The 21,039-nt window shown below is 61.7% G+C and carries 16 protein-coding genes; 2 read left to right on the forward strand and 14 right to left on the reverse strand.

The genetic code is table 11. From position 1 onward, the window contains the following. Positions 1-546: 546 nt before the first annotated feature. From clpB to rluD, 3 genes are all read right to left on the reverse strand, one after another. Positions 547-3,195, reverse strand: a complete 2,649-nt coding sequence (gene clpB / locus LCW13_RS16165) for an ATP-dependent chaperone ClpB (protein WP_225347381.1) — start codon at positions 3,193-3,195, stop codon at positions 547-549. Positions 3,196-3,508: 313 nt separating this feature from the next. Continuing rightward, entirely contained in the window at positions 3,509-4,285 is a 777-nt protein-coding gene (gene pgeF / locus LCW13_RS16170) for a peptidoglycan editing factor PgeF (protein WP_043337183.1), read from the reverse strand. A 39-nt stretch (positions 4,286-4,324) separates the two neighbouring features. Further along, positions 4,325-5,278, reverse strand: a complete 954-nt coding sequence (rluD, locus tag LCW13_RS16175) for a 23S rRNA pseudouridine(1911/1915/1917) synthase RluD (RefSeq protein ID WP_054556942.1) — start codon at positions 5,276-5,278, stop codon at positions 4,325-4,327. A 94-nt stretch (positions 5,279-5,372) separates the two neighbouring features. Here rluD and LCW13_RS16180 point away from each other — a divergent pair, with 94 nt between their 5' ends. Beyond that, positions 5,373-6,176, forward strand: coding sequence for an outer membrane protein assembly factor BamD (locus LCW13_RS16180; protein ID WP_054556941.1), 804 nt, complete (start codon positions 5,373-5,375; stop codon positions 6,174-6,176). A 126-nt stretch (positions 6,177-6,302) separates the two neighbouring features. Here the strand turns inward: LCW13_RS16180 and LCW13_RS16185 are convergent, their stop codons facing one another. Next, a complete protein-coding gene (locus tag LCW13_RS16185; RefSeq protein ID WP_225347382.1) occupies positions 6,303-7,937 on the reverse strand; it encodes an NAD+ synthase in 1,635 nt (544 codons plus the stop codon). A 180-nt stretch (positions 7,938-8,117) separates the two neighbouring features. On the opposite strand from LCW13_RS16185, the gene LCW13_RS16190 reads away from it, so the two are divergent. Further along, complete coding sequence (locus tag LCW13_RS16190) at positions 8,118-8,381, forward strand: PP0621 family protein (RefSeq protein ID WP_043337174.1); 264 nt, start codon at positions 8,118-8,120, stop codon at positions 8,379-8,381. 49 nt (positions 8,382-8,430) lie between these two features. Here LCW13_RS16190 and thiO read toward each other — a convergent pair whose 3' ends face one another. From thiO to LCW13_RS16245, 10 genes are all read right to left on the reverse strand, one after another. After that, positions 8,431-9,576: a glycine oxidase ThiO gene (thiO, locus tag LCW13_RS16195; protein ID WP_225347383.1), complete on the reverse strand. Its 1,146-nt coding sequence runs from the start codon at positions 9,574-9,576 to the stop codon at positions 8,431-8,433. Positions 9,577-9,727: 151 nt separating this feature from the next. After that, positions 9,728-10,183 (reverse strand): type IV pilin protein, encoded by a 456-nt coding sequence (locus LCW13_RS16200; protein WP_153636655.1) that lies wholly within the window; start codon positions 10,181-10,183, stop codon positions 9,728-9,730. Between the two features lie 183 nt (positions 10,184-10,366). Next, a complete protein-coding gene (locus LCW13_RS16205; RefSeq protein WP_225347384.1) occupies positions 10,367-13,777 on the reverse strand; it encodes a pilus assembly protein in 3,411 nt (1,136 codons plus the stop codon). A gap of 13 nt (positions 13,778-13,790) precedes the next feature. Beyond that, positions 13,791-14,330 carry a pilus assembly PilX family protein gene (locus LCW13_RS16210; RefSeq protein ID WP_225347385.1) on the reverse strand — a complete coding sequence of 180 codons (540 nt, stop codon included), beginning with the start codon at positions 14,328-14,330 and terminating at the stop codon, positions 13,791-13,793. After that, positions 14,327-15,328 (reverse strand): PilW family protein, encoded by a 1,002-nt coding sequence (locus tag LCW13_RS16215; protein ID WP_225347386.1) that lies wholly within the window; start codon positions 15,326-15,328, stop codon positions 14,327-14,329. The genes LCW13_RS16210 and LCW13_RS16215 overlap by 4 nt, the downstream gene beginning before the upstream one ends. Then, a complete protein-coding gene (locus tag LCW13_RS16220; protein WP_131432817.1) occupies positions 15,328-15,834 on the reverse strand; it encodes a hypothetical protein in 507 nt (168 codons plus the stop codon). The genes LCW13_RS16215 and LCW13_RS16220 overlap by 1 nt, the downstream gene beginning before the upstream one ends. Then, on the reverse strand, positions 15,818-16,363 hold the full coding sequence (locus LCW13_RS16225) for a GspH/FimT family pseudopilin (protein WP_215824657.1): 546 nt from the start codon (positions 16,361-16,363) through the stop codon (positions 15,818-15,820). The genes LCW13_RS16220 and LCW13_RS16225 overlap by 17 nt, the downstream gene beginning before the upstream one ends. 244 nt (positions 16,364-16,607) lie before the next feature. Further along, positions 16,608-17,036, reverse strand: coding sequence for a type IV pilin protein (locus tag LCW13_RS16230; RefSeq protein ID WP_054556933.1), 429 nt, complete (start codon positions 17,034-17,036; stop codon positions 16,608-16,610). Between the two features lie 56 nt (positions 17,037-17,092). Beyond that, the gene (locus LCW13_RS16240) at positions 17,093-17,431 is read right to left on the reverse strand and encodes a hypothetical protein (protein WP_043335952.1); all 339 of its coding nucleotides are present in this window, start codon (positions 17,429-17,431) and stop codon (positions 17,093-17,095) included. Between the two features lie 10 nt (positions 17,432-17,441). Continuing rightward, positions 17,442-21,026 (reverse strand): pilus assembly protein, encoded by a 3,585-nt coding sequence (locus LCW13_RS16245; RefSeq protein WP_225347387.1) that lies wholly within the window; start codon positions 21,024-21,026, stop codon positions 17,442-17,444. Positions 21,027-21,039: the final 13 nt, after the last annotated feature.

Genomic DNA, 21,039 nt, shown 5'->3' on the forward strand with positions numbered 1-21,039 from the left:
TCCGGCGGCAATGCGCAAGCCGGATCGAGTGCGACCTAAATGTCGCTACCGCAGAAATTGCGGCACCTGATGCCAAACCCTGGCGTCTGCGGCCCGGTTAGGGCCTGCACTCTTGTCGCATCGGTTGGATGCGGTCGGGGCTGATGGCCGGTCGGTACGGTTGGCGTACCCGGACCGGCGTATCCTTTGACAGGCGGACAGCGACTCAGCGTCTGTCCTTCACGCGGCGCTTCGAGGGTCGCCCGAATGGCCGCGCCCGCAATCAGGAATGGTCAAGAGTCCAACAGCCGCAAGGGGCTGTCAACTCAACCTTACGCCAGTGTGCGCCGCCTGCGCCAAATGCCACACCGATAACAACGAATCCGGCCATAAGCGTGCGTAAAACCTCACCAATGGCGATAAATTCGCAATTTCCTGCTTCGTGAATTTCAGCATGCCTCACGCCGGGTTGTCTTTTTGCGCCCGGGCGGCAGACACAAGAACGCCCCACCGCAAGCGGAAGGGCGTGCTTCCGTCACGGTGGGGCGTCACTCACGGGCGCACGAATCAGCGCGTGAAGGTCAGCTCCCCGCCCTCTTCGCCGACATGGATAACGTCACCGGGCACGAAGTCACCGCCCAGCAGGGCCTGGGCCAGCGGGTTCTCGATGCGGCTCTGGATGGCGCGCTTGAGCGGGCGAGCGCCATAGACCGGATCGAAGCCGGCCTTGGCCAGCAAGGCCATCGCCGGGTCGGTGATCTCGAAGCCGAGATCACGCTCGGCCAGACGCGCCTTGAGACGCTCAAGCTGAATGCCCGCGATGGAGGCGATCTGCGCCTGTCCCAGCGCGTGGAACACGACCACTTCATCGATGCGGTTGATCAGCTCCGGGCGGAAGTGATTGCCGACGACTTCCATCACCGCCGTCTTCATGTCGTCGTACTGGAAGGCCGCCTTGCGCTCGGCACGCTCGTCGGCGCTTTCCGTACTGCCCTCGTCTTCCGCCAGCTCGCCATTGAGGCCGCTCATGCGCTGGATCATTTCCGAGCCCAGGTTGGAGGTCATCACGATCACGGTATTGCGGAAGTCGACGGTGCGCCCCTGACCATCGGTCAGGCGGCCATCTTCCAGCACCTGCAGCAGGATGTTGAAGACATCCGGATGCGCCTTCTCGACCTCGTCGAGCAGCAGCACGGAGTACGGCTTGCGGCGCACGGCCTCGGTCAGATAGCCGCCCTCTTCATAGCCGACATAGCCGGGAGGCGCGCCGATCAAGCGAGCCACGGAATGCTTCTCCATGAACTCGGACATGTCGATGCGCACCATCGCCTCTTCGGTGTCGAACAGGAAGTTGGCCAGTGACTTGCAGAGCTCCGTCTTGCCGACACCGGTCGGGCCGAGGAACAGGAAGGAGCCGTTGGGACGATTCGGATCGGACAGCCCCGCGCGTGAACGACGCACCGCATTGGATACCGCGATCACCGCCTCGTCCTGGCCGATCACCTTCTCGTGCAGCGCCTCTTCCATGCGCAGCAGCTTGTCACGCTCGCCTTCAAGCATCTTGGCGACCGGAATGCCGGTCCAGCGCGAGACGACCTCGGCAATCTCCTCCTCGGTGACATTGGAGCGCAGCAGTACGTGGGCGGAGGTATCCGCCTCGCCGTCGCCGGCTTCGCTGATCTGCTTCTCGAGCCCCGGAATCACGCCGTACTGCAGTTCCGACATGCGACTGAGATCACCGGCGCGGCGCGCCTGCTCCAGATCGATACGCGCCTGCTCCAGCTCGGCCTTGAACTGGGCCGCGCCCTGGATGCTGGACTTCTCGGCCTTCCAGACTTCATCGAGGTCGGCGTATTCCCGCTCCAGCTCCGAGATCTGGTCCTCAAGCGCGCCGAGGCGCTTGAGCGCCGCCTCGTCGGTTTCCTTCTTGAGCGCTTCACGCTCCATCTTGAGCTGGATCAGGCGACGGTCGAGACGGTCCATCTCCTCCGGCTTGGAATCCAGTTCCATGCGGATACGTGACGCGGCCTCATCGATCAGGTCGATCGCCTTGTCCGGCAGCTGGCGGTCCGTGATGTAGCGCGAGGACAACCGCGCGGCGGCGATGATGGCGCTGTCGGTGATGTCGACCCCGTGGTGCACCTCGTAGCGTTCCTTCAGGCCACGCAGGATGGCGATGGTGTCTTCCTCGCTGGGCTGGTCGACCTGCACCTTCTGGAAGCGGCGCTCGAGTGCGGCGTCCTTCTCGATGTACTGGCGATACTCGTCAAGCGTGGTGGCACCGACACAGTGCAGCTCGCCACGCGCCAGCGCCGGCTTGAGCATGTTGCCGGCATCCATCGCGCCTTCGGCCTTGCCCGCGCCGACCATGGTGTGCAGCTCGTCGATGAACAGGATGACCTGGCCTTCTTCCTGTGCCAGCTCCTTCAGCACCGACTTGAGGCGCTCCTCGAATTCGCCGCGGAACTTGGCCCCCGCCAGCAGCGAGCCCATGTCGAGGGACAGCACGCGCTTGTTCTTGAGGCCTTCCGGCACCTCGCCATTGACGATACGGCTGGCCAGCCCCTCGACGATGGCGGTCTTGCCGACGCCGGGCTCACCGATCAGCACCGGGTTGTTCTTGGTGCGACGCTGCAGCACCTGGATCGTGCGGCGAATTTCCTCGTCACGCCCGATCACCGGGTCGAGCTTGCCATCCCGCGCGCGCTCGGTGAGATCCAGGGTGTACTTGTTGAGCGCCTCGCGATTGTTCTCGGCATCGGCATCGCCCACGGCTTCGCCACCGCGCAGCGCATCGATGGCGGACGTCAGGGCGGGCTTCTTGATGCCCGAGGAGGTGAACAGCTTGCCGAGATCACCGCCCAGCTCCAGCGCGGCCAGCAGCGCGAGCTCGGAGGCGATGTATTGATCGCCGCGTTTCTGCGCTTCGCGATCGGCCAGATTCAGAAGCTTGCCGAGGGCCTGCGAGGGCGCGACATTGCCGTCGAACTGGGACACGGTGGGCAGGTCATCCAGCTGGCGCTTGAGGCCACTCATCAGGCTGGTGGCATCGCCGCCCGCCTTGTTGACCAGCGCCTTGAGACCGCCATCGCGGTCTTCCAGCAGTGCCAGCAGCAGATGCTGCGGGTGAATTTCATTGTGGCCTCGCCCGACGGCGAGCGACTGGGCATCCGCCAGAGCGTTCTGCAGCTTGCTGGTGAGTTTGTCGATGCGCATGGTGCCTTCTCCTGAGAGTCATGGCGGTACTCCTTTTCTCAGGAGCTTCGCCTGTAACATTTCGTATCTGACTCTCAAGATGGGGGCTGGCGCACGGCTTTCAAGGCAGGATTCGCCGCGCTGCAGCATGTTGTGGCATTTGCCTGATCCAGGTCAGATTCCGGCTGCCCCCGCCGGTCATCAGCTTTGCCACACACACAGAAACGCCCCGCCAACCTGAAACATCAGGTCAACGGGGCGTTTGTGGGTACTGCATGTCGAGCTTGCGGAATGCGCTGATCCAAGTCCCGATCAGAGATTCCTGATCAGCGCCTCAGCGCAGCCAGATCACCGTGGCGAGGCGTCCGGTCACGCCATCATCCCGCCGGTGGGAATAGAAGCGGGATTCAGAGGCGGTACAGAAGTGGCCGCCACTGACATGACCGACCCCGGCACGCTCGAGACGCAGGCGTGCCAGCTTGTAGAGATCACCCATGTAGTGACCGAGCCGGTAGGGGCTGGCCTCGAAGGCATCATCGGCCTCAGGCAGATCCGCGATGAAGGCATCACGCACCTCGGGGCCGACCTCGAACTGTGCATTGGAGATCGCCGGGCCCAGCCAGGCCATCAGCTCGCCGGGGTCATCACCGAGACGCTCGATGGTGGCTTCCAGCACGCCTTCGACCAGCCCGCGCCAACCCGCATGCGCCACGCCGACGCGCGTGCCCTGCCGATCACAGAACAGCACCGGCAGACAGTCCGCCGTCATCACCACACAGGCCTGTCCGGTCCCGGTACTGATGCAGGCATCCGCCCGTGGCGGGGCATCTGGGCGGTCTTCGGCGTGGCAGACATCGAAGGCATCCACCACCTGAGTGCCGTGTACCTGATCCAGCCACGCCAGCGGACGGCCATCATCGACCTCCGCCGCGAGCAGCTCGCGCACCTGCGCCACCATCGCCGGGTCATCGCCGACATGCAGCGCCGGATTGAAGCCGGCATACGGCCCCTGGCTGGGGCCGCTCTCACGCGTGGTCACGAAGGCCTGCACCGGGCTCGGCGCGGGCCAGTCCGGCAGTATCAGCGTCGGGCGTAGACTCTCGTCGTGCATAACCTCTCCTTGTGCGGCGTGTCGCGCGAGCCTGCCGCCTCAGCGAGCGATGTCTTCCTTGAGATAGTCGATCAACACCAGCATGTCGCCCGGCATCTCGGCGCGGAATTCGACTTCCTTGCCCGTGATCGGGTGGATGAAGGCGAGACGACGGGCATGCAGTGCCTGACGCGGGAACTGACGCAGCAGCTCCTTGAGCGGGTCACTGGCACCCGGCGGCAGCTTCAGACGCCCGCCGTAGACCGGATCTCCGACCAGCGGATAGCGCTGGTGCGCCATGTGCACGCGAATCTGGTGGGTACGCCCGGTTTCCAGCTTGCAGCGGATATGGGTGTGCCCCCGGAAGCGCTCCACTACGCGGAAGTGGGTGACCGCCGGCTTGCCACTGTGAGTGACGGCCTGACGCTTGCGGTCCTTGGGGTGACGCCCGATGGGCGCATCCACGGTGGCACCGGAGGTCAGCACGCCCGTGACGACGGCATCGTACTCGCGCGACACGGTACGGGCCTGCAGCTGCTCGACCAGGTCCGCCTGGGCGGTCAATGACTTGGCCACCACCATCAGCCCGCTGGTGTCCTTGTCGAGACGGTGCACGATGCCGGCACGCGGCATCATGGAATTGCCCGGACAATGATGCAGGATGGCGTTGAGCAGCGTGCCATCGTGGTTACCCGCGCCCGGGTGCACGACCATGCCGTGCTCCTTGTTGATGACCAGCACGTCGTCGTCTTCATAGACGATCTCGAGCTCGATATCTTCCGGCTCGTGGCTGACTTCTTCTTCAAGCTCGGCGGTCAGGGCCAGACGTTCACCGCCATAGACCTTCTCGCGGGGTTTGACGGCGGCACCGTCGAGGGTCAGCGCACCGGTCTTGATCCAGTGCTTGAGACGCTCGCGGGAATAGTCGGAGAAGATCTCGGCGCAGGCCTGATCAAGGCGCATGCCAATCATCGCCTCCGGGATCCGCTCTTCGCGGTTGATGGTGTCTGCCATATTGCTCTCTGAGGCCGTTTCGCACGAAAGGGCCTTTGCTTTATAGTGAGTGCGGATCGGCGGATTCTAGCATGCCCGCCATGGATTGCCCGAGATGAGGAAACCGATGCGCGCCCTTCCCTTGACTGCCCTCGCCCTGGCCAGCACCTTGCTGGCTGGCTGTGCGTCCAACGAGCCGGCACCGGATCTTCAGGAGCAGGACCTGTATCGTCAGGCCCAGGTTTCCTTGGATACCAGCCGCTTCAACTCCGCTGTGCAACAACTTGAAGCCCTGGATACTCGCTTCCCGTTCGGCAGCTACGCCGAACAGTCGCAGCTGGAGCTGATCTACGCCTATTACCAGGTCGACAACTGGGAGGCGGCACGCGCCGCGGCCAGCCGTTTCATTCGCCTGCACCCCGATCACCCGCAGGTCGATTATGCCTACTACATGCGTGGACTGGCAGCGTACAGCGCGGGTCGCTTCAGCCTGGAATCCCTCGATCTGATCGATATTTCCAAGCGTGACCTGGGCGCGACACGCGATGCCTACGTCGACTTCGGTGAGCTGGTACGTCGCTTCCCCAACAGCACCTACGCGGCAGATTCCCGTCAGCGCATCATCTATCTGCGCAACGTACTGGCTCGCGGCGAGCTGCAGACAGCCGATTTCTACCTGCGCAAGCAGGCCTATCTGGCTGCCGTGAAGCGGGGTGAGTGGGTCATTGAGCACTACCCTAACACTCCTGCCACCCGCGATGCGCTGGCCGTGATGGTCGAGGGCTATCTGGGCCTCGGTCTGCGTGACCGTGCCAGCGAGACGCTCAAGGTGCTGATCCAGAATGATCCGGACAACGAACGTCTGGATGGTCGTACCTTCGAGCCGCGTTACGTGAAGGCTGACGACCTGACGGTCTGACGACCGGCAGGCGTCACCATCGAAAAGCCCGTGATCATCGATCACGGGCTTTTTCGTGCTGCCAGCATGGCCAGAATCGTCGGATTCAGGCGCTTTCAGCGTCTTGCGCAAAGAATCCGCAATCCGTCATTCGCCGGCCACCCAGCCATTGACGATCGGATAGCGGCGGTCCCGCCCGAAGCCGCGCGGCGTGACGCGCACGCCTACCGGTGCCTGACGGCGCTTGTACTCGGTACGGTCGACCAGACGCACCACGCGATAGACATCCTCTTCCTCGAAGCCTGAGCGGATGATCGCCTCGGCGCTCATGTCACCCTCGATATAGTGGGTGAGAATCGCATCCAGGGTGTCGTAGTCCGGCAGCGAATCGCTGTCGAGCTGGTCTTCGGCGAGCTCGGCGGACGGCGGGCGCGTGATGACGCGCTCCGGAATCGCCGGGCCCATGGTGTTGCGCCAGTTGGCGAGACGGAACACCCAGCTCTTGTAGACATCCTTGAGCGCGTTGTAGCCGCCGACCATGTCGCCGTAGAGCGTGGCGTAACCCACCGCCATCTCGCTCTTGTTGCCGGTGGTCAGCACCATCAGGCCCTTCTTGTTGGAGATGGCCATCAGCAGCACACCACGGCACCGCGACTGCAGGTTCTCCTCGGTGGTGTCGCGCTCGCTGCCGGCGAAGCTCTCCGCCAGGGTCTCGGTGAAGGCCTCGACCATCGGCGCGATGGGCATCACCTCGTAATTCACGCCCAGCAGCCTGGCTTGCTCGGCGGCGTCTTCCTTGGAGATGTCCGCGGTGTAGTGATACGGCATCATCACGGCGTGCACGCGGTCCGCGCCCAGCGCATCGACGGCGATGGCCAGCGACAGGCCGGAATCGATGCCCCCGGAAAGCCCCAGCACCACACCCTTGAAGCCGCTCTTGTTGACGTAGTCACGCAGCCCGGTGACCAGCGCACAGTAGAGTGACTCCTCCGGCGACAGCAGCTCGGCGAGCTCGCCACTCTGCGGCACCCAGTTGCCACCCTCTGTCTTGAGGAACTGCACCGGCATCAGGCCGACATCCCACCACGGTGCCTGCACGCAGGTCTTGCCGTCGGCATCGATGGCGGCAGAGCCCCCGTCGAAGACCAGCTCATCCTGACCGCCGATCTGATTGACGTAGACCAGCGGGCAATTGACCTCGGCTGCCCGCTCGGCGAACAGCTGATTGCGCTCGGCCGGCTTCTCCAGGTGGTAGGGCGAGGCGTTGAGGCTGACGAGAATCTCGGCACCGGCATCGCGCGCCTGACGGATCGGCACGCCGTCCCACAGGTCTTCGCAGATGACGATGCCCAGGCGGGCACCACGGCACTCGACCACACACGGCTCGCTGCCCGGCGTGAAATAGCGCTGCTCATCGAAGACCTGATAGTTGGGCAAGGCCTGCTTGGCATATTCGGCGATCCACTCACCATCCTTGAGCACGCCGGCCAGGTTGTAACGCTTGCCGTCACGCATGCCGGGGTAGCCGACGATGACCATCACGCCCGGCGCGACCTTCTTCGCCATCTGGGCGCGCGCCTCCTCGAGGCGGGATTCCATGGACTCGCGTAGCAGCAGGTCTTCCGGCGGGTAGCCGGTCAGACACAACTCGGGCAGCACTACGACATCGGCCTTGTGCTCAAGACTCGCTTCACGCACCGATTCGATGGCACGCGCAGTGTTGCCGGGAATATCACCGACCAGCGGGTCGAGCTGGGCCATCACCAGAGTCAGATCTTGCATGCGGTAAGGATCTCTCGATTGGCGGTTCGATAAGGGGCCAGTACACTGTGGCCAGACATCTGGCTCAGATCACTGAGCCGTGCACCGGCCCACCTGTCATCATGTTGGCCGCCATTGTCCCGCAAGGTCGCGCCGCTGGCAAAAGCCACGCGCGCCGCCTCATCTGGGAGTCATATAGGAATGAGCCTGTTGATCATCCGTCTGCTGGTTTTCGTCGCCCTGTTCTGGGCCGGCCTGCGCCTTTACCGCATGTATCGCCAATGGAAGCTGAGCCAGGACGACTACGGCAACGACAGCCCCGCCGAACGCGAGGCGCAGAACATGGTGCGCTGCGCCTACTGCGACCTGCATCTGCCGGAAAATGACGCCATCCGCCATGAGGCGCTGCACTTCTGCTGCCAGGAACACCAGCAGCACTTCCTCGACGAAGGACCGCGCAAATGATTCGCCACCGAGACGAGATGCTCGATGGCGAAAGACGGCAACCAATCCCTCAGGCCCAGCGGGTCTCACCGGCATTTGACGACGTATCCAGCGCAGCGATCTCGGCCAGCAGGGCCTCGGGCTGGTAGGGGGCGGGGTCGATGATCGGCGTACGCCCGAGCAATTGATCCGCCAACAGGCGGGTCGAGGCCGGCGCCAGTACCAGCCCATTGCGGTAATGGCCGGCATTGACGTGCAGGTGGCGGCGTTCAGGCACGGCACCAATGAAGGGCGTGCCGGTCGGCGAACCGGGGCGCAGTCCCGCCCAGTGGTGCTCGACCTCACACTCCGCCAGCGCGGGGATGATCTCGCAGGCGCTCTTGATCAGTGACTCGCGTGCCTCGGCGGTGGTCGCCTTGTCGAAGCCGACCTCCTCCAGCGTCGAGCCGGCCACGATACGGCCATCGCCCCGCGGTATCACGTAGCGTCCATTCTTGAGCACCACGCGCTCCACCAGCCCCTTGGGTGCCTTGAACAGCACCATCTGGCCGCGTACCGGCCGTACCGGCAGCGCAAGCCCCGCCTCACTCAGAATCTCTCGACTCCAGGCACCACCGCAGACCACGACCTGCCCGGCAGACAGCACCGAATTGGCGGTCTGTACGCCGATGGCGGTGTCGTCCTGCAGCAGAATGCCCTGCACCGCGACATTCTCCAGCAGCCGCACGCGCGGGTGAGCGTCGAGCGCGGCGCGCAGTGACTTGCCCAGACGCGGATTGCGGATGCTGCCCAGCGTCGGCATCCACAGCGCCGACTCACAGCCGAGCGCGACCGCCGGTGCCTTGTCATAAACGAAGTCGGCGTCCACGCGCGTCAGCGGCTTGGCATATTCCCGGGACCAGGCCAGTGCCTGCTCGGCGTCCTCGACATTCAGGTACAGCAGGCCCTGCTGGCGATATTCGGGGTCGATGCCGGTGGTCTCGATCAGGCGCTCGGCCAGCGTGGGGTAGAAGCCTTCCGACCAGGCAGACAGGCGTGAGATCGGCGCGCTATAACGCCACGGATACAACGGCGAGACGATACCGCCGCCCGCCCATGACGCCTCACGCCCACACTGGCCTCGCTCGACCAGCGTGACCTCGGCACCGCCATCCGCCAGCTCCAGCGCGGTCAGCATGCCGATCACGCCACCGCCTACCACCACAAAGTCATTCACGCCTGTTCGCTCCTGCCATCAGCCCGAGAAAGGGATCAAGAATACGCCGCCCGCAAGGCGGTGCAAGCGAGCCGCGTGCAATCCAGCATTGCGCAGAGCCTCCAGCATTGAGCAGAGTCTCCAGCATCGTGCAGAGCCGAGCGCTTCACGGCTACCAGCAATCGCCGTCGCCGGTCGTATCGCGGACACCGGTATTGGTGAGGGTCAGCGCGGGGCAGTCGGCATCGGCGCTTTGAGGCGCCACCGCGGTCGCGATGAGCGTGAAGCGCGTGGTCGTGGCGCCATCCTCCAGGCTCAGGGTGTAATAGCCTTCCGGCGACTCGGTGGCACGCCCCAGTCCTTCCTCATCACAATCACTGTCGCCGGCGATGCTGGTCGCGTAGCCGCCGCAACGCGCCATGTAGCGCTCCTGGGCCTGGGCCAATGACATCAGCGCCGCCTGCCCATCGGCACGACGCGAGCGAATTACCTGGTCCTGATAGCTCGGGTAGGCGATCGCCGCGAGAATGCCGACGATGACGATCACGATCATGATCTCCGTCAGCGTGAAGCCTGAGGCGTACCGGCGCCGAGAGAGGCGCGAACGGGAAGAGAGAAGACTGGCCATGAAGTGCTTCCTTGAAGAACGTGAATGAAGGGCTTGAGTGAAAGACCAGGGCGCAAGACTCGGTTAAAAGGCTCAAGGCAAACCTGCCTGAAGGAAGTAAGCCCTGATGAAAGGCAAGGCGCCGCCACTCCGGGGAAGGCGTGGCGGCGCAGCGTGTCATCCTTGCCTCATATCGAGACGGGCTCAGCGCAGCTGATACCAGGAGACACGGCCGGTGTCCGTCGAGCTGGACACGTTGAGATCATAGGACGAGACACCACCCTCCTCGCTGCCCAGCGAACTGGTGCCCACGTAGACCGTATCACCGACACTGACACTGGATGTCGGTGTACCGCTCAACTTGACGCTGACGATGACATTGCCGACGGCGACGGTGTCATCAACGAGGGTACCGACCAGGTCATCAGCGCTGAAGGCCTCATCCTGATTGAAATCGAAGATGGTCACGTAGCTGCCTTCGCTATCGTCGTAGGTCGGCAGACCTGTCTCGGTGTCCAGCGCGACCAGCCAGCCACCGCCGGTACTTTCACAGAAGTTGGTTCCGGTACTGGACGTGCTGGTGGAGAAGACCACCAGATTGGAGAGCAGATTGGCCGGCTCGACCAGCTCTTCCTGCTCGGAGGTATCCAGATCCAGATACCAGCCGAAGCGATCCGTGTCTTGATCCTCGAGCTGGCTGGGATAGTAGGCAAAGCTGTCGCCGCCAAGGGTCCGGCCTGTCAGCTCGCCGTTGGTGTAGCTGCCGCTGACGAAGTTGCGTGCCTCAAGGTCACTGCGCGTCAGGCTGGTATGACTGCCGCCGGTATCCAGCACGGTGTAGAGGCTCTGCGTGACCCAGGCTTCATCTTCGGCGTCGGCGTACATGTCCTGGCCGGTCCCGAAGGACACCAGCAGATTGGGCGAGGTCATGGTGTGCGTCTCGCCGGAGTAGCGACTGAGTGTCGGCTTGACGGTGATCGGCTGCAGCGCGTCCGTCTGGCACTCCCCGCCGGTCAGGCTGGTAGCACAGGCCGTGAACAGGCGCGTGACATTCCACTTGCTGCTGTCGTCGTCACTGAGGTCAAACTTCCACAGTCGCCCCTGCAGGTCTCCGCCATAGGCGAAATCGACGGTGCCATTGCTGTCGAGGTCCGCGACCTGCAGGTTTGCCAATCCGCCGGTCACTCCGCTGGGGGACAGCTTGGCGATCACGCCGCCGGCATTGACTCCATCAAGCTCCAATGCGAACAACGTCGGCGCGGCGTTCTCATCGGCCGTTTCCAGCCCGTTGCCGACCAGCACCGCGCTGTCGCCGTTGTTGAGGGTGACGATATGCGCGCTGCCGTAGACATGCCCCATGTCATCATCGTCACTGGCACCGAATTCCCAGCGCACCACATCATCTTCATCGAAGTCTTCGCCTGCCACGGCCTTGGTGACATTGAGCGCGAACAGGCCGCGTCCACCGCCAGCGAGACCGGATACCAGCCACTCCTCACCATTCAGGCTGGCCAGACGCAGTTCACCGTCGACATAGTAGCGATGCTGATAGCCCGGGTCCGTCAGATACCCCAGCCCTGCGTCGTCCTCTTCGCTGTAGAGCAGTTCCGGAATATAGGCGAACTGCTCGTTGCCGGTCTTGAGGTCGAAGGCATGCAGCATGCCGTCGTTGGCCCCGACAAAGACACTGCCCTCTGTCGTCGAGTCTTCTTGAGTCACGACGACAGGCGACGAGCCGATGATGTCGCCCAGCTGGACGCCAGTGCGATTGCGCAGGCCATCACCTTCGTATTCATCGCTGCCCCGCAACCATTCGATCGCCGCCTCCACATGGTCATCGGTGGAGTTGCCACCGACCTCCATGCGCGCGAGATCATTGCGCTGGCTGGAGCTCAGACGGCCCGCATTGTCGGTCGTGAACTCGACTCCGTTGCCGCCGGACATGGTGAAGACCGTACGCGACTCAACACCATCCTCATCCGCCAATGCCTCACTCAACTGGGTGGCAGCACTCCAGACCTGGTCGTCATCCTCGACGTCCTTGCCCTCCTGTACCGACGAGGCCACCACATCACCCGTCCAGGTCGAGGCGGAATAGCGGCTCTCGATCAGTTGGCTATCCGTCTCGACACTGGCCGTGGTCAGGTTGGTGGAGAGGCCACTGACACTGTTGCCCACCGCGACGATCTCGGAGGCGATCGCCGCCAGGGCCGAGACGAGGTCCGTCGGACTGGAGGCATTGAAGTAGGAGCCCCCGCCATCGATCGCCGCCTGCTCCAGATCATCGATGGTGCTGGAGCTGCTCTCGATGACGCGATCCTTGTCATCCCAGTCGTCACTGGTCGACTCGACCCCGAACGCCACCGTATAGGTCGTCATCACCTGCTTTTCATAGGTCCCGCTTCCAAGCTTCGGCAAGAGATCATTATGAGCATAATAATAAGCGACATCCGCCAGCGTGGCATCACCGCCATAACTGTAGTTATAACTTTCCCGCCAGGTTCGTCCGTCACCATTGGCATCGCCGATCTTGCTTTCAATATTATTGGAGGCGGAAGAGTTTTCGGAGTTCCAGAAACCATCGGTGATCAAAACAGTGAAGTTCTGCTGACACATACCGCCTTCATCTTCGGAAAGAATCGGCGTGGAACCCAGGCTGGAGTAATTGTCACTGTAATATTCACCAGCGCGATAGAGTGCCTCACGCAAGGGCGTCGACACATAGGTGTTGCTTGAGCTGATTTCCGTTTTGACGATGGCATCCTTGATCTCATCAAGATGATCGTTGCCACTGTCACTTGTTGTGACGACTGATACCAGATTGCCCAGTACATTGGTGACATATTCTATGATCGAATCCAGAATATCATCGACCTTTACCTTGGTTGCCGTCTCTGAGCCGGGGTTGATGGTGATGAACCCAGTGCGGTACTCAATATCGGAAAGCAGCTCGAGACCGGCAGCCTTGCCGACATTCAAGCGACTGCGATAATAAGTGAACCAGTTGGCATAGTTGACCTGCTCATCCGGACTGAGATCCGAAACCTGCACTTCGCTGCTGTCACTGCAATTGCTGCCAGTGTAATAACGAAACTCGAGATCCGGGTCCGTCAGGTCAACCAGATTGTCTTCATCATCGCCTTCATTGAAATCAATCCACGCCGCTGCCGGGTCCATGTCATCATAACGTTCATCCCCATTTCCAGACTTCCAGGGCTGATAGATCTGATCCGGGTCATAGGCTTGGCTATTGGAGTCAGCACAGAAGTATTTGTTGGAAAGATCTTGCGGCTTGAAGACATATTCACAGGACCACTTCCATCCATTACTATATTTTTTCTCGACCTTCTCACATACCTGTCGCTTCTTGTAAAGCATGTTGTAGCCCTGATAGGAGCTACCACCATCAAAGGTGTCTTCCCAGGTCATCGAGCCCGAGTCATCCAGCACCAGCAGAACATTGGGCGTAACGCCGACACTCTGGGTGGTGGGCAACTGAAGTAGTGTGTCGCTGTCTGCCAGCACGGGCAAGGAGACCAGCAGTCCACCTGACAGCAAGACCGGCAGGTGAATACGACGCAAGCCGCTGCAGCGGGGTGAGTGCTTCGATTTCATCGATAGATTCCCTTCAATCGGCCATCATGATTTCGCTTTGCACCACTGCCAGTGCACGCTTCTTGCTATCAGGGTCACCTGCGCTCTCAAGACTCCAACCGGCGGCCGTGATGCGGAAGGCATTCAACAACTGACTGCTGCTCAGGTTATCGTCATTCAGAACGCCTTCCGTCGTCTCTCCGAGATACTCGATGACATAGTTGCCGTTGTCAGCCGCATCACCACTCAAGACACCTTCCCCCTCCCAGGCGTCTGCCTGCAGAGGATCGAAGTCCAGGTCCTCCCCCGCCGTGACGTCATAGAAGCCGTCCCCACCGAAATCATCCAGGGTCAGCTCCCCCTCGAGCAGACGACTCTCAGCCTGTTGCTGAAGGCTCTCGGCCTCCGCGTAGGCGTTGTCGTAGAACTGGGTATTCATCAACATGCGGGTCTGCAACTGGGTATCTTCATTGCCTGTCACCGCCATCACGCCCACCACGATCAGCATGATCAGCACGACCAGCAATGCCATGCCTTGCTGGCGTGGCGGCCTGGAAGAACTTGCCTGGTTCATAGACCGATATTCCTCGGGCTCAGGGTGATATCGAAGGTGCGTTGCAACTCACCGTTCCCCTCACCCTCGACGTTGATCGTCGGCGGCGTCTTGAGGGTCAGGCTGATGTGGATCCGTCTGACGCTGCTCCAGTCGTTCGCGGCTTCCACTTCCGCCACGCTGCGCTCCACGGCAAAGCGACTCGCGCTACCGCTGCCGGAGGCCGTATCGAAGGTCAGGTCCAACGCTTCGACGTATCGCGCCACTTCTTCGCCACAGCCTGCTGCCGGGTCGCCATCGACATCCTCGCCGTTCAGGCAGAGCCGAACGGGGGAGTCGTCATCGGCCTGTGACAGCAACAGGTACCAACGCTGCAGCGGATAGACATATGCCTGGGTCTGTATGGTGCCGCCATAGCCGTGCTCGACGGCGCTCGACAGATCGAGCGAGTTGTTGCCATCGCCCGAGAGGCGTGCGATGTCGCCGCTCTCACAGTCGCTGATCAGCACGACGCTATCCGTCTCCAACGTGCCGGAGGTGTAGTCCTCCAGGGTCAGCGAGGTATCGCCCTGGGCGACGCTCGCCCCGAGCTGCCAACCGCGCTGCGTTCCCAGCGCCGGTACCTGCAAGGCCAGACGGTCGTAGGTGATCCCCGCCACCGTGTCGGACTCGGCCGTCAGAGGAGAATCGGACAGCGCATGGCTCCCGGTGCCATCACTGACACTGCTCACCGACGCACAGCCGGAAAAGCCGGCATTGCGCACCAATGGCTGCAGGCGGCGTGTGACGTGGCGTGCAGACTCCTGCAGGTAAGACACGGCAGACGTGGTGTTGAGGGTCGAGCGCGAGGCCAGAAAGTATTCCAGCGCCATGGCGGAAATGAACAGTCCCAGCACCAGCGCCAGCATCAATTCGACCAGGCCGACGCCCTGCTGGGCACGCCGTGAGGGAATCGAGCGCGGCGCCCGAGGCGAGCGCGACGCGAAGGCTCGCAGCGAGAGGGAGGCTTTCGACGACATCAGGGCACCACTCGTATCTGTAGGGTCTCGCTCAACGCCTGAGCATCGGCGTCCATGCTGTCTTCGTTCTGCCCGAGCTGCGCGGCACCGCTCCAGCCGAGAGTCAGGGTGAGAAGGTCACTGCCGCTGCTGGCGATGGACCCGACCGGCGCGTTCAGACTGCTGTCCTCAAGCCTGTCCGCCCACACCGCCACATCACGGGCCGCTAGCTCGGCAACACTGCAGGGACAACCGCCCGGATTTCCTGCCCCCGCAGTGGAAAGCCCATCGTAGTCATCCACGCCATCGGGATTGGCTTGAATCCGCTCAGCCATGCTGACCAGGAGAATACGGGCTTCGGTACGCGCGTAACTCTCGTTGTTGGCCTGCAGACTTTCCATCTGCATGAGCCCGAACCCCAGCAATGTCAGCCCCATCAACAGCAGAGCGATCAACGCCTCCAGCAGGCTGGTACCTTGCTGGCTACCGCTTGCACGGGACACGCCAAGCTCAGCAACTCTGGTCATCGCTGCCATAAGTCTCCGTCAATACTCGTCCGATGGGAGTCAATTCAAGCTGGCGATGGCCCTGCCCGCCCGACTGATCGCAGATCAACAACCAGGTGGAATCAGAGGTCGCGCCCTGATCATCGAAAGTCACGCCGGCAACACCCGCCTGCACGGTGATGGCGGCATCAAACACGCGCAACAGGTCATCGCCCAGCGACGCCCGTGCCTCGGCCTGACTGCCCTGCACCACCGCCCAGCCATTGCTCCAGCTGGTGGAATTCATGCAGGCGTCACCCTGCGCATTCAGGGGGCAGAGCGTGATGTCGTTGCCGCTGGCCACCGCCTCGCTACGCGCATAGTTGATGGAAGACACGAGCGTCTCGGCCGTGCCGGTGACGGCGTTGCGCGCGACCACCCCCTGCCAGGCGGGGACGGCAATCGTGATCGTGATCACGAGAATGGCCAGCGTGATCATCAGCTCAATCAACGTGAAGCCTTGCTGGCGGCCCTGCTGACATCCATGCCGAAGTGCAGGAAAAAGCTGCATCGTCTTACCCCTGAAAGCCACGCAGGCCAAAGCACCCTGCAGGGCGTGAAATTGGGCAATTTAACGTCTATGAACCACAGATGGAATCATTATGTTACACAAAATTACCCATCATTCCGAAAACTCCCCATAATCACCGTTATTCCATATTTCTCGACTGAACCTCATCCACCAGACAAAAAAAGCCCCGATCATCGTAGATCGAGGCTTCAGGCGCTTGCCATGCAATGTCGGCTGTCAGTGCCTACCAACAATCACTGCTATCGGTATCTTCCGAGTCCTCAAGAACTGCCGCTCCCTTCACTCCCAACTCCGTGAGCGTAAAGGTGGCGCAGTCCTCATCATTGGCCTGACTGCCGGTAGCAGTGGCAGTCAGGGTATAGCTGTCTGCATCCCCTGCGACGGCCAGGTTGTAGAAGCCTTCCTCGCTGACGGCATCTGCCTGTCCCAGCCCGATACCACCGCCACCGCCTCCGAGCGCATCTCCACAGCTGGTCGCCGCTGTCACGCTGGCCGTCGCGTATTCACCGCAGGTTGCCATGATGCGCTCCTGGGTCTGGGCCAGTGCCAGCAAGGCGGTGGTGGCGTCGGTGCGACGTGAACGCTCCACCTGATCCTGGTAGCTGGGATAGGCGATCGCCGCCAGAATGCCGATGATGGCCACGGCAATCATGAGTTCCAGCAGACCGAAGCCGCCTTGTGCCCGCCCCCCCCCTGTTCGCCTGATCATCAGCGCCCCCGACGCAGCAGCGTGATGTCGATGACCTGCTTCGGCTCACCACGTGGGTCGAAGCGCACCTCGACCTCCTGCCCCGGCGTGAGGTGGAAGGCCTTCAGCTCGCGCCCATTGCGATTGAGTATCCGGCTATCCGGCTGAAGCACGAACCCCATGTCGTCGACGAGCAGCTGATCCCCCTCTCGCTCGTCGATGACGCCGGTGACGCTCTGCTCCATGACCAGCGGAATTGGGGCATCTTCCGCCAGGGCCTGGGAGCCCCAGCTCGTGAAGAGCAAGCCCGCCGCCAGCATCAGTCCACTACCAGTCAGCTTGAGTCGTGATGTCTTCATGGTCTCTCTCCTAGCGCAGCTGATACCAGGCACTACGGCCTTCCAGCCCATCGATCCCGAAGTCCATGGCCATTTCGACCACCTGATTGGTGCCACCCTGACCGACATACTGGGTATCACCCAGGAATTTCGGTGAGGTGGGCTCGCCTTCTGTCTTGATCGAGAGTACGACCTGATTATTGACGTTGTCGCTCGCGTTGACCTCGCCATCATCGTTGTAATCAAAGACCTGCTGCACATTGTTGTAACTGCGTACCGGCTGCAGGCCGTTGCGCAAGCTGAGCGCATTCAGCCAACCACTGGCACCGCCAGTACAGGGGCCATTGGAGCCCGGGATGGTGGTATTGAAGACAATCAGATCACCACGGACAGCCGGGATGGTCACCAGACGCTCACCGGAGTCCGGTAGCTCCAGGTACCAGCCGTACTGCATACCATTGTTGTTCTGATTGGAATAATCGACGCCTACCCCCGTGACCGTCCGCGCGTCACTCACGCCGCTGATATTGGAGAAGCTCTGCTTTTCCAGCTGGCCATGATGACGGCGAGTCGAAGACCCGGTATGCAGCACGCTGTAGAAGGATTGCGTCGAGGTATCGACCGCATCCTGCAGCGTCAGCAATTGCCCGGTGCCCCAGTACACATTCAGGTACGGCGTATCGACGGTGCTGTTGAAGACACCGCTGCGTGCCACGGCTACCCGCGATGTGATGGGCTGTCGGGAAGCTGCCGGACAGGTCGATGACGTGCTGTTCAAGGCAACGGCACATGACTGGAACAGACGCGACATTTCGCTGCTGCCGATGTTGCTCAGCGAGAACTCGCGCATGTCGAACACCCAGACATTGCCATGCAGATCGCCGGCATAGACCCAGTCGGTGATGCCATCGGCATCGACGTCGGCCAGCTCAGGGCTCGACATGCCATTGCAGTCACTGCTGCCAGAGGTGCACGATCCACCGGCATTGCTGCCCTGTTGAGAATCCAGCAGCGCATAGTTGTCGGGGTCTTCCAGGTCCACGATGAACAACTTGGCACGCCCATCGCTGTCGGCGTTGTAGCCATTGCCGAAGATGGCATACCACTTGCCGTCATCCAGACGCGCTACCTGAATATCGCTGAAGGTATAGCCGAGGTCCTCGTGCGTGAATTCCCACTGCACGATCTCGGCCGGCGAGGTGCCGTCGGATTCACCCAATGACTCGAAGCCTTCAGGATCGGTGATATCCAGCATGTAGACCGCCTTGCCACCAGCGCCCAGCCCACCCAGCAGGACCGAGTGCCAACCGGGCGCATCCTCATCCCCCAACTGGACATGCACGTCACGCGCGACCGGAGTGGCATCGACATAGTACTGGTGCACATAGTTCTGATCAGCGAGCTGGCGAATACCGCGCCCGCTCTCGATGCTGAAGGCGGCATACGGCATGTAGGCGAACTTCTCTTCACCGGTCTCCATGTCGATGGCGTGCAGCATGCCGTCGTTGGCACCGATGTAGATCATGTTCTGGCGCTCCTCATACAGCGTCTTGAAGGAGCGGTACGAAGACACTTCCATGTCATTGCGATAGCTGGCCGAAGGCGGCCCGACGATCGCCGGCGAGGCATGCACGATATCTCCGAGATAGTTGTCGTCACGCTCGCGGAACAAGGTGCCTTCGTAGGCATCATCACCCTTGAGGTAGCCGATCAGATTCTCGAGATCCGACGTTCTGACACCAAGGTTAGCGCCATCCAGCTTCAGGAAGGTACCGGTAGTATCCAGGACGCGTCCCGTCAGCTGAGTCACGCCACTGGTGACGCCTCCGACCACTGAGCCGACTCCGCCAAGAATGCCATCATCATCGTCGTCGTCGTCGTCGTCGTCGTCGTCGTCATCATCCCGGACGGTTCTCCGCAGCGTTGCCAGCAGTGTTTCTGACAGCAGGGTCTCATCGAGGAAGCCCACGAGGTCCAGTACCTGTTCGGCCTCCAGTGATCCGGCCTCCTCGATATTGAAGAAGAACGCCTTTTCATCCACTTCGGAGATCCCCGGGTTGTAGGTGATCACCTTGCGGCTGGAGCTACGGCTATCATCGTCACGCAACCACTCCGCGACGGACCAGTCCGAGGTGGCGCTCAAGGCGCCATTGGTGCCGATCTTGCGTGCAACGACATCGCCCGACCAATCGGCGGGATCATAGATGGTCTGGATCACATAAGCGCCGCTGGTCTGCCCACCACTGCTGATGTCCAGGCTACCGGTGCTGGCCGCGCGCCCTGCGATGGACTGCGCGATATTGTTCAGCGCATCAATCAATGCCTGCGGATTGGCGGCGCTGAGATATTCACCACGTCCGTTCCAGGCCGCATGGCGCAGATCATCGATGGTGGTATTGGTATTGGCGGAAGGCTGCGGCCAGGTGAAGGCAGACTCGAGATCAGCAGGGTTCTCGGACAGCGAGCCATCCACACCGAAAGCGACGGTGTAGGTCACCATGTGCTGAGCGGAGTTTTCATCCACTCCCGGTATGGTAGGCACGCTGTCGATCAAGTCAGTCCGCAGGTCCTCGCGATAATATTTCATCGCGACATCGCCAAGCGTATTGGAATGGCTGTCACGGTGACTGGCACTGATGTGATCACCGCTGCCACCATCGACGTTGCCGACACTGGGGCTGGAGCCATTCCAGTAGCCATCGCTCATCATGATGGAATAGTTCTGCTGGCACATGCCGCCCTCATCCGCACTCAGGATGGGAGCATTGCTTCCAGTGCTGGAATAATACTCACCGGCATTCTTGAGCGCGGTACGCAGAGGGGTGCCACCGGAGGGATAGGCGGTAAACAGCTCCTCCAGCAGGTCTTCACGCTCATCGACATCCGTCATGTCCGCAACGTTGCGATTGTTGCGACCCTGGATGGTACGTAGCCCGACCCGGGACTCGTTGGCGTCGATCACGCCGGCCATGGCGGATTTGGCCACGGACATGCGGTCACGGTAATACGTGAACCAGTTGGCGAAGTTGGTCTTCTGCGCGGCGGACTGCTGGTTGATGTAGGTCTGACGTGTGTTGTCCACATAGAGGCTGCTGCCGCTTTGATAGAGGCCACACTCCTCGAAGTCATACTCTCCATCACCATCATTATCCGTCCAGGGCATGTAGTAGACCCCGGTGAGGTTGACGGTGGACGTCGGCTCATAAGGATTTGAACGCGCCGTCAACAACGTGGCATCTGCGTACTCCACCCCAAAGCGGTCCTTGCCCGCCCAAGGGGTGTAGGTCAGCTCCGGATCGTAGGCCAGCACATTGAAACCATTGCACGAGCCGATGGCCCGAGCGATGGTGTTCTGGGTGCGATGGCTGACGACCCCGGCATTGATCGAGTAGACCCCGGAGTTCCCAAGCACCGAGGAAGCCGGCTGATACCCCCAGTGTTCCACTCCCTTGTTGAGAGTGTCCTCCCAGGCCATGCTGCCCGAATCATCCAGAATGAACAGGATATTGGGCTGAACCCCGGTCGCTTCCGTGACCGGGGCGCGGGCGATTTCCCCGGGGGCCGCCAGACAGGGCAAGGCGACAAGGCACAGGGCACCACTCAGCAGATAACGCATATTCATGCTCCTC

Source organism: Cobetia amphilecti (assembly GCF_020217465.1).
Taxonomy (GTDB): domain Bacteria; phylum Pseudomonadota; class Gammaproteobacteria; order Pseudomonadales; family Halomonadaceae; genus Cobetia; species Cobetia amphilecti.

Coding starts and splice junctions, on each gene's coding strand:
- LCW13_RS16240 (WP_043335952.1), bottom strand. CDS start 17,431: ATGAAGACATCACGACTCAAGCTGACTGGTAGTGGACTGATGCTGGCG.
- LCW13_RS16190 (WP_043337174.1), top strand. CDS start 8,118: ATGAGCCTGTTGATCATCCGTCTGCTGGTTTTCGTCGCCCTGTTCTGG.
- LCW13_RS16215 (WP_225347386.1), bottom strand. CDS start 15,328: ATGTCGTCGAAAGCCTCCCTCTCGCTGCGAGCCTTCGCGTCGCGCTCG.
- LCW13_RS16245 (WP_225347387.1), bottom strand. CDS start 21,026: ATGCGTTATCTGCTGAGTGGTGCCCTGTGCCTTGTCGCCTTGCCCTGT.
- LCW13_RS16200 (WP_153636655.1), bottom strand. CDS start 10,183: ATGGCCAGTCTTCTCTCTTCCCGTTCGCGCCTCTCTCGGCGCCGGTAC.
- rluD (WP_054556942.1), bottom strand. CDS start 5,278: ATGGCAGACACCATCAACCGCGAAGAGCGGATCCCGGAGGCGATGATT.
- LCW13_RS16225 (WP_215824657.1), bottom strand. CDS start 16,363: ATGCAGCTTTTTCCTGCACTTCGGCATGGATGTCAGCAGGGCCGCCAG.
- LCW13_RS16185 (WP_225347382.1), bottom strand. CDS start 7,937: ATGCAAGATCTGACTCTGGTGATGGCCCAGCTCGACCCGCTGGTCGGT.
- LCW13_RS16230 (WP_054556933.1), bottom strand. CDS start 17,036: ATGATTGCCGTGGCCATCATCGGCATTCTGGCGGCGATCGCCTATCCC.
- clpB (WP_225347381.1), bottom strand. CDS start 3,195: ATGCGCATCGACAAACTCACCAGCAAGCTGCAGAACGCTCTGGCGGAT.
- LCW13_RS16180 (WP_054556941.1), top strand. CDS start 5,373: ATGAGGAAACCGATGCGCGCCCTTCCCTTGACTGCCCTCGCCCTGGCC.
- LCW13_RS16210 (WP_225347385.1), bottom strand. CDS start 14,330: ATGAACCAGGCAAGTTCTTCCAGGCCGCCACGCCAGCAAGGCATGGCA.
- pgeF (WP_043337183.1), bottom strand. CDS start 4,285: ATGCACGACGAGAGTCTACGCCCGACGCTGATACTGCCGGACTGGCCC.
- LCW13_RS16205 (WP_225347384.1), bottom strand. CDS start 13,777: ATGAAATCGAAGCACTCACCCCGCTGCAGCGGCTTGCGTCGTATTCAC.
- LCW13_RS16220 (WP_131432817.1), bottom strand. CDS start 15,834: ATGACCAGAGTTGCTGAGCTTGGCGTGTCCCGTGCAAGCGGTAGCCAG.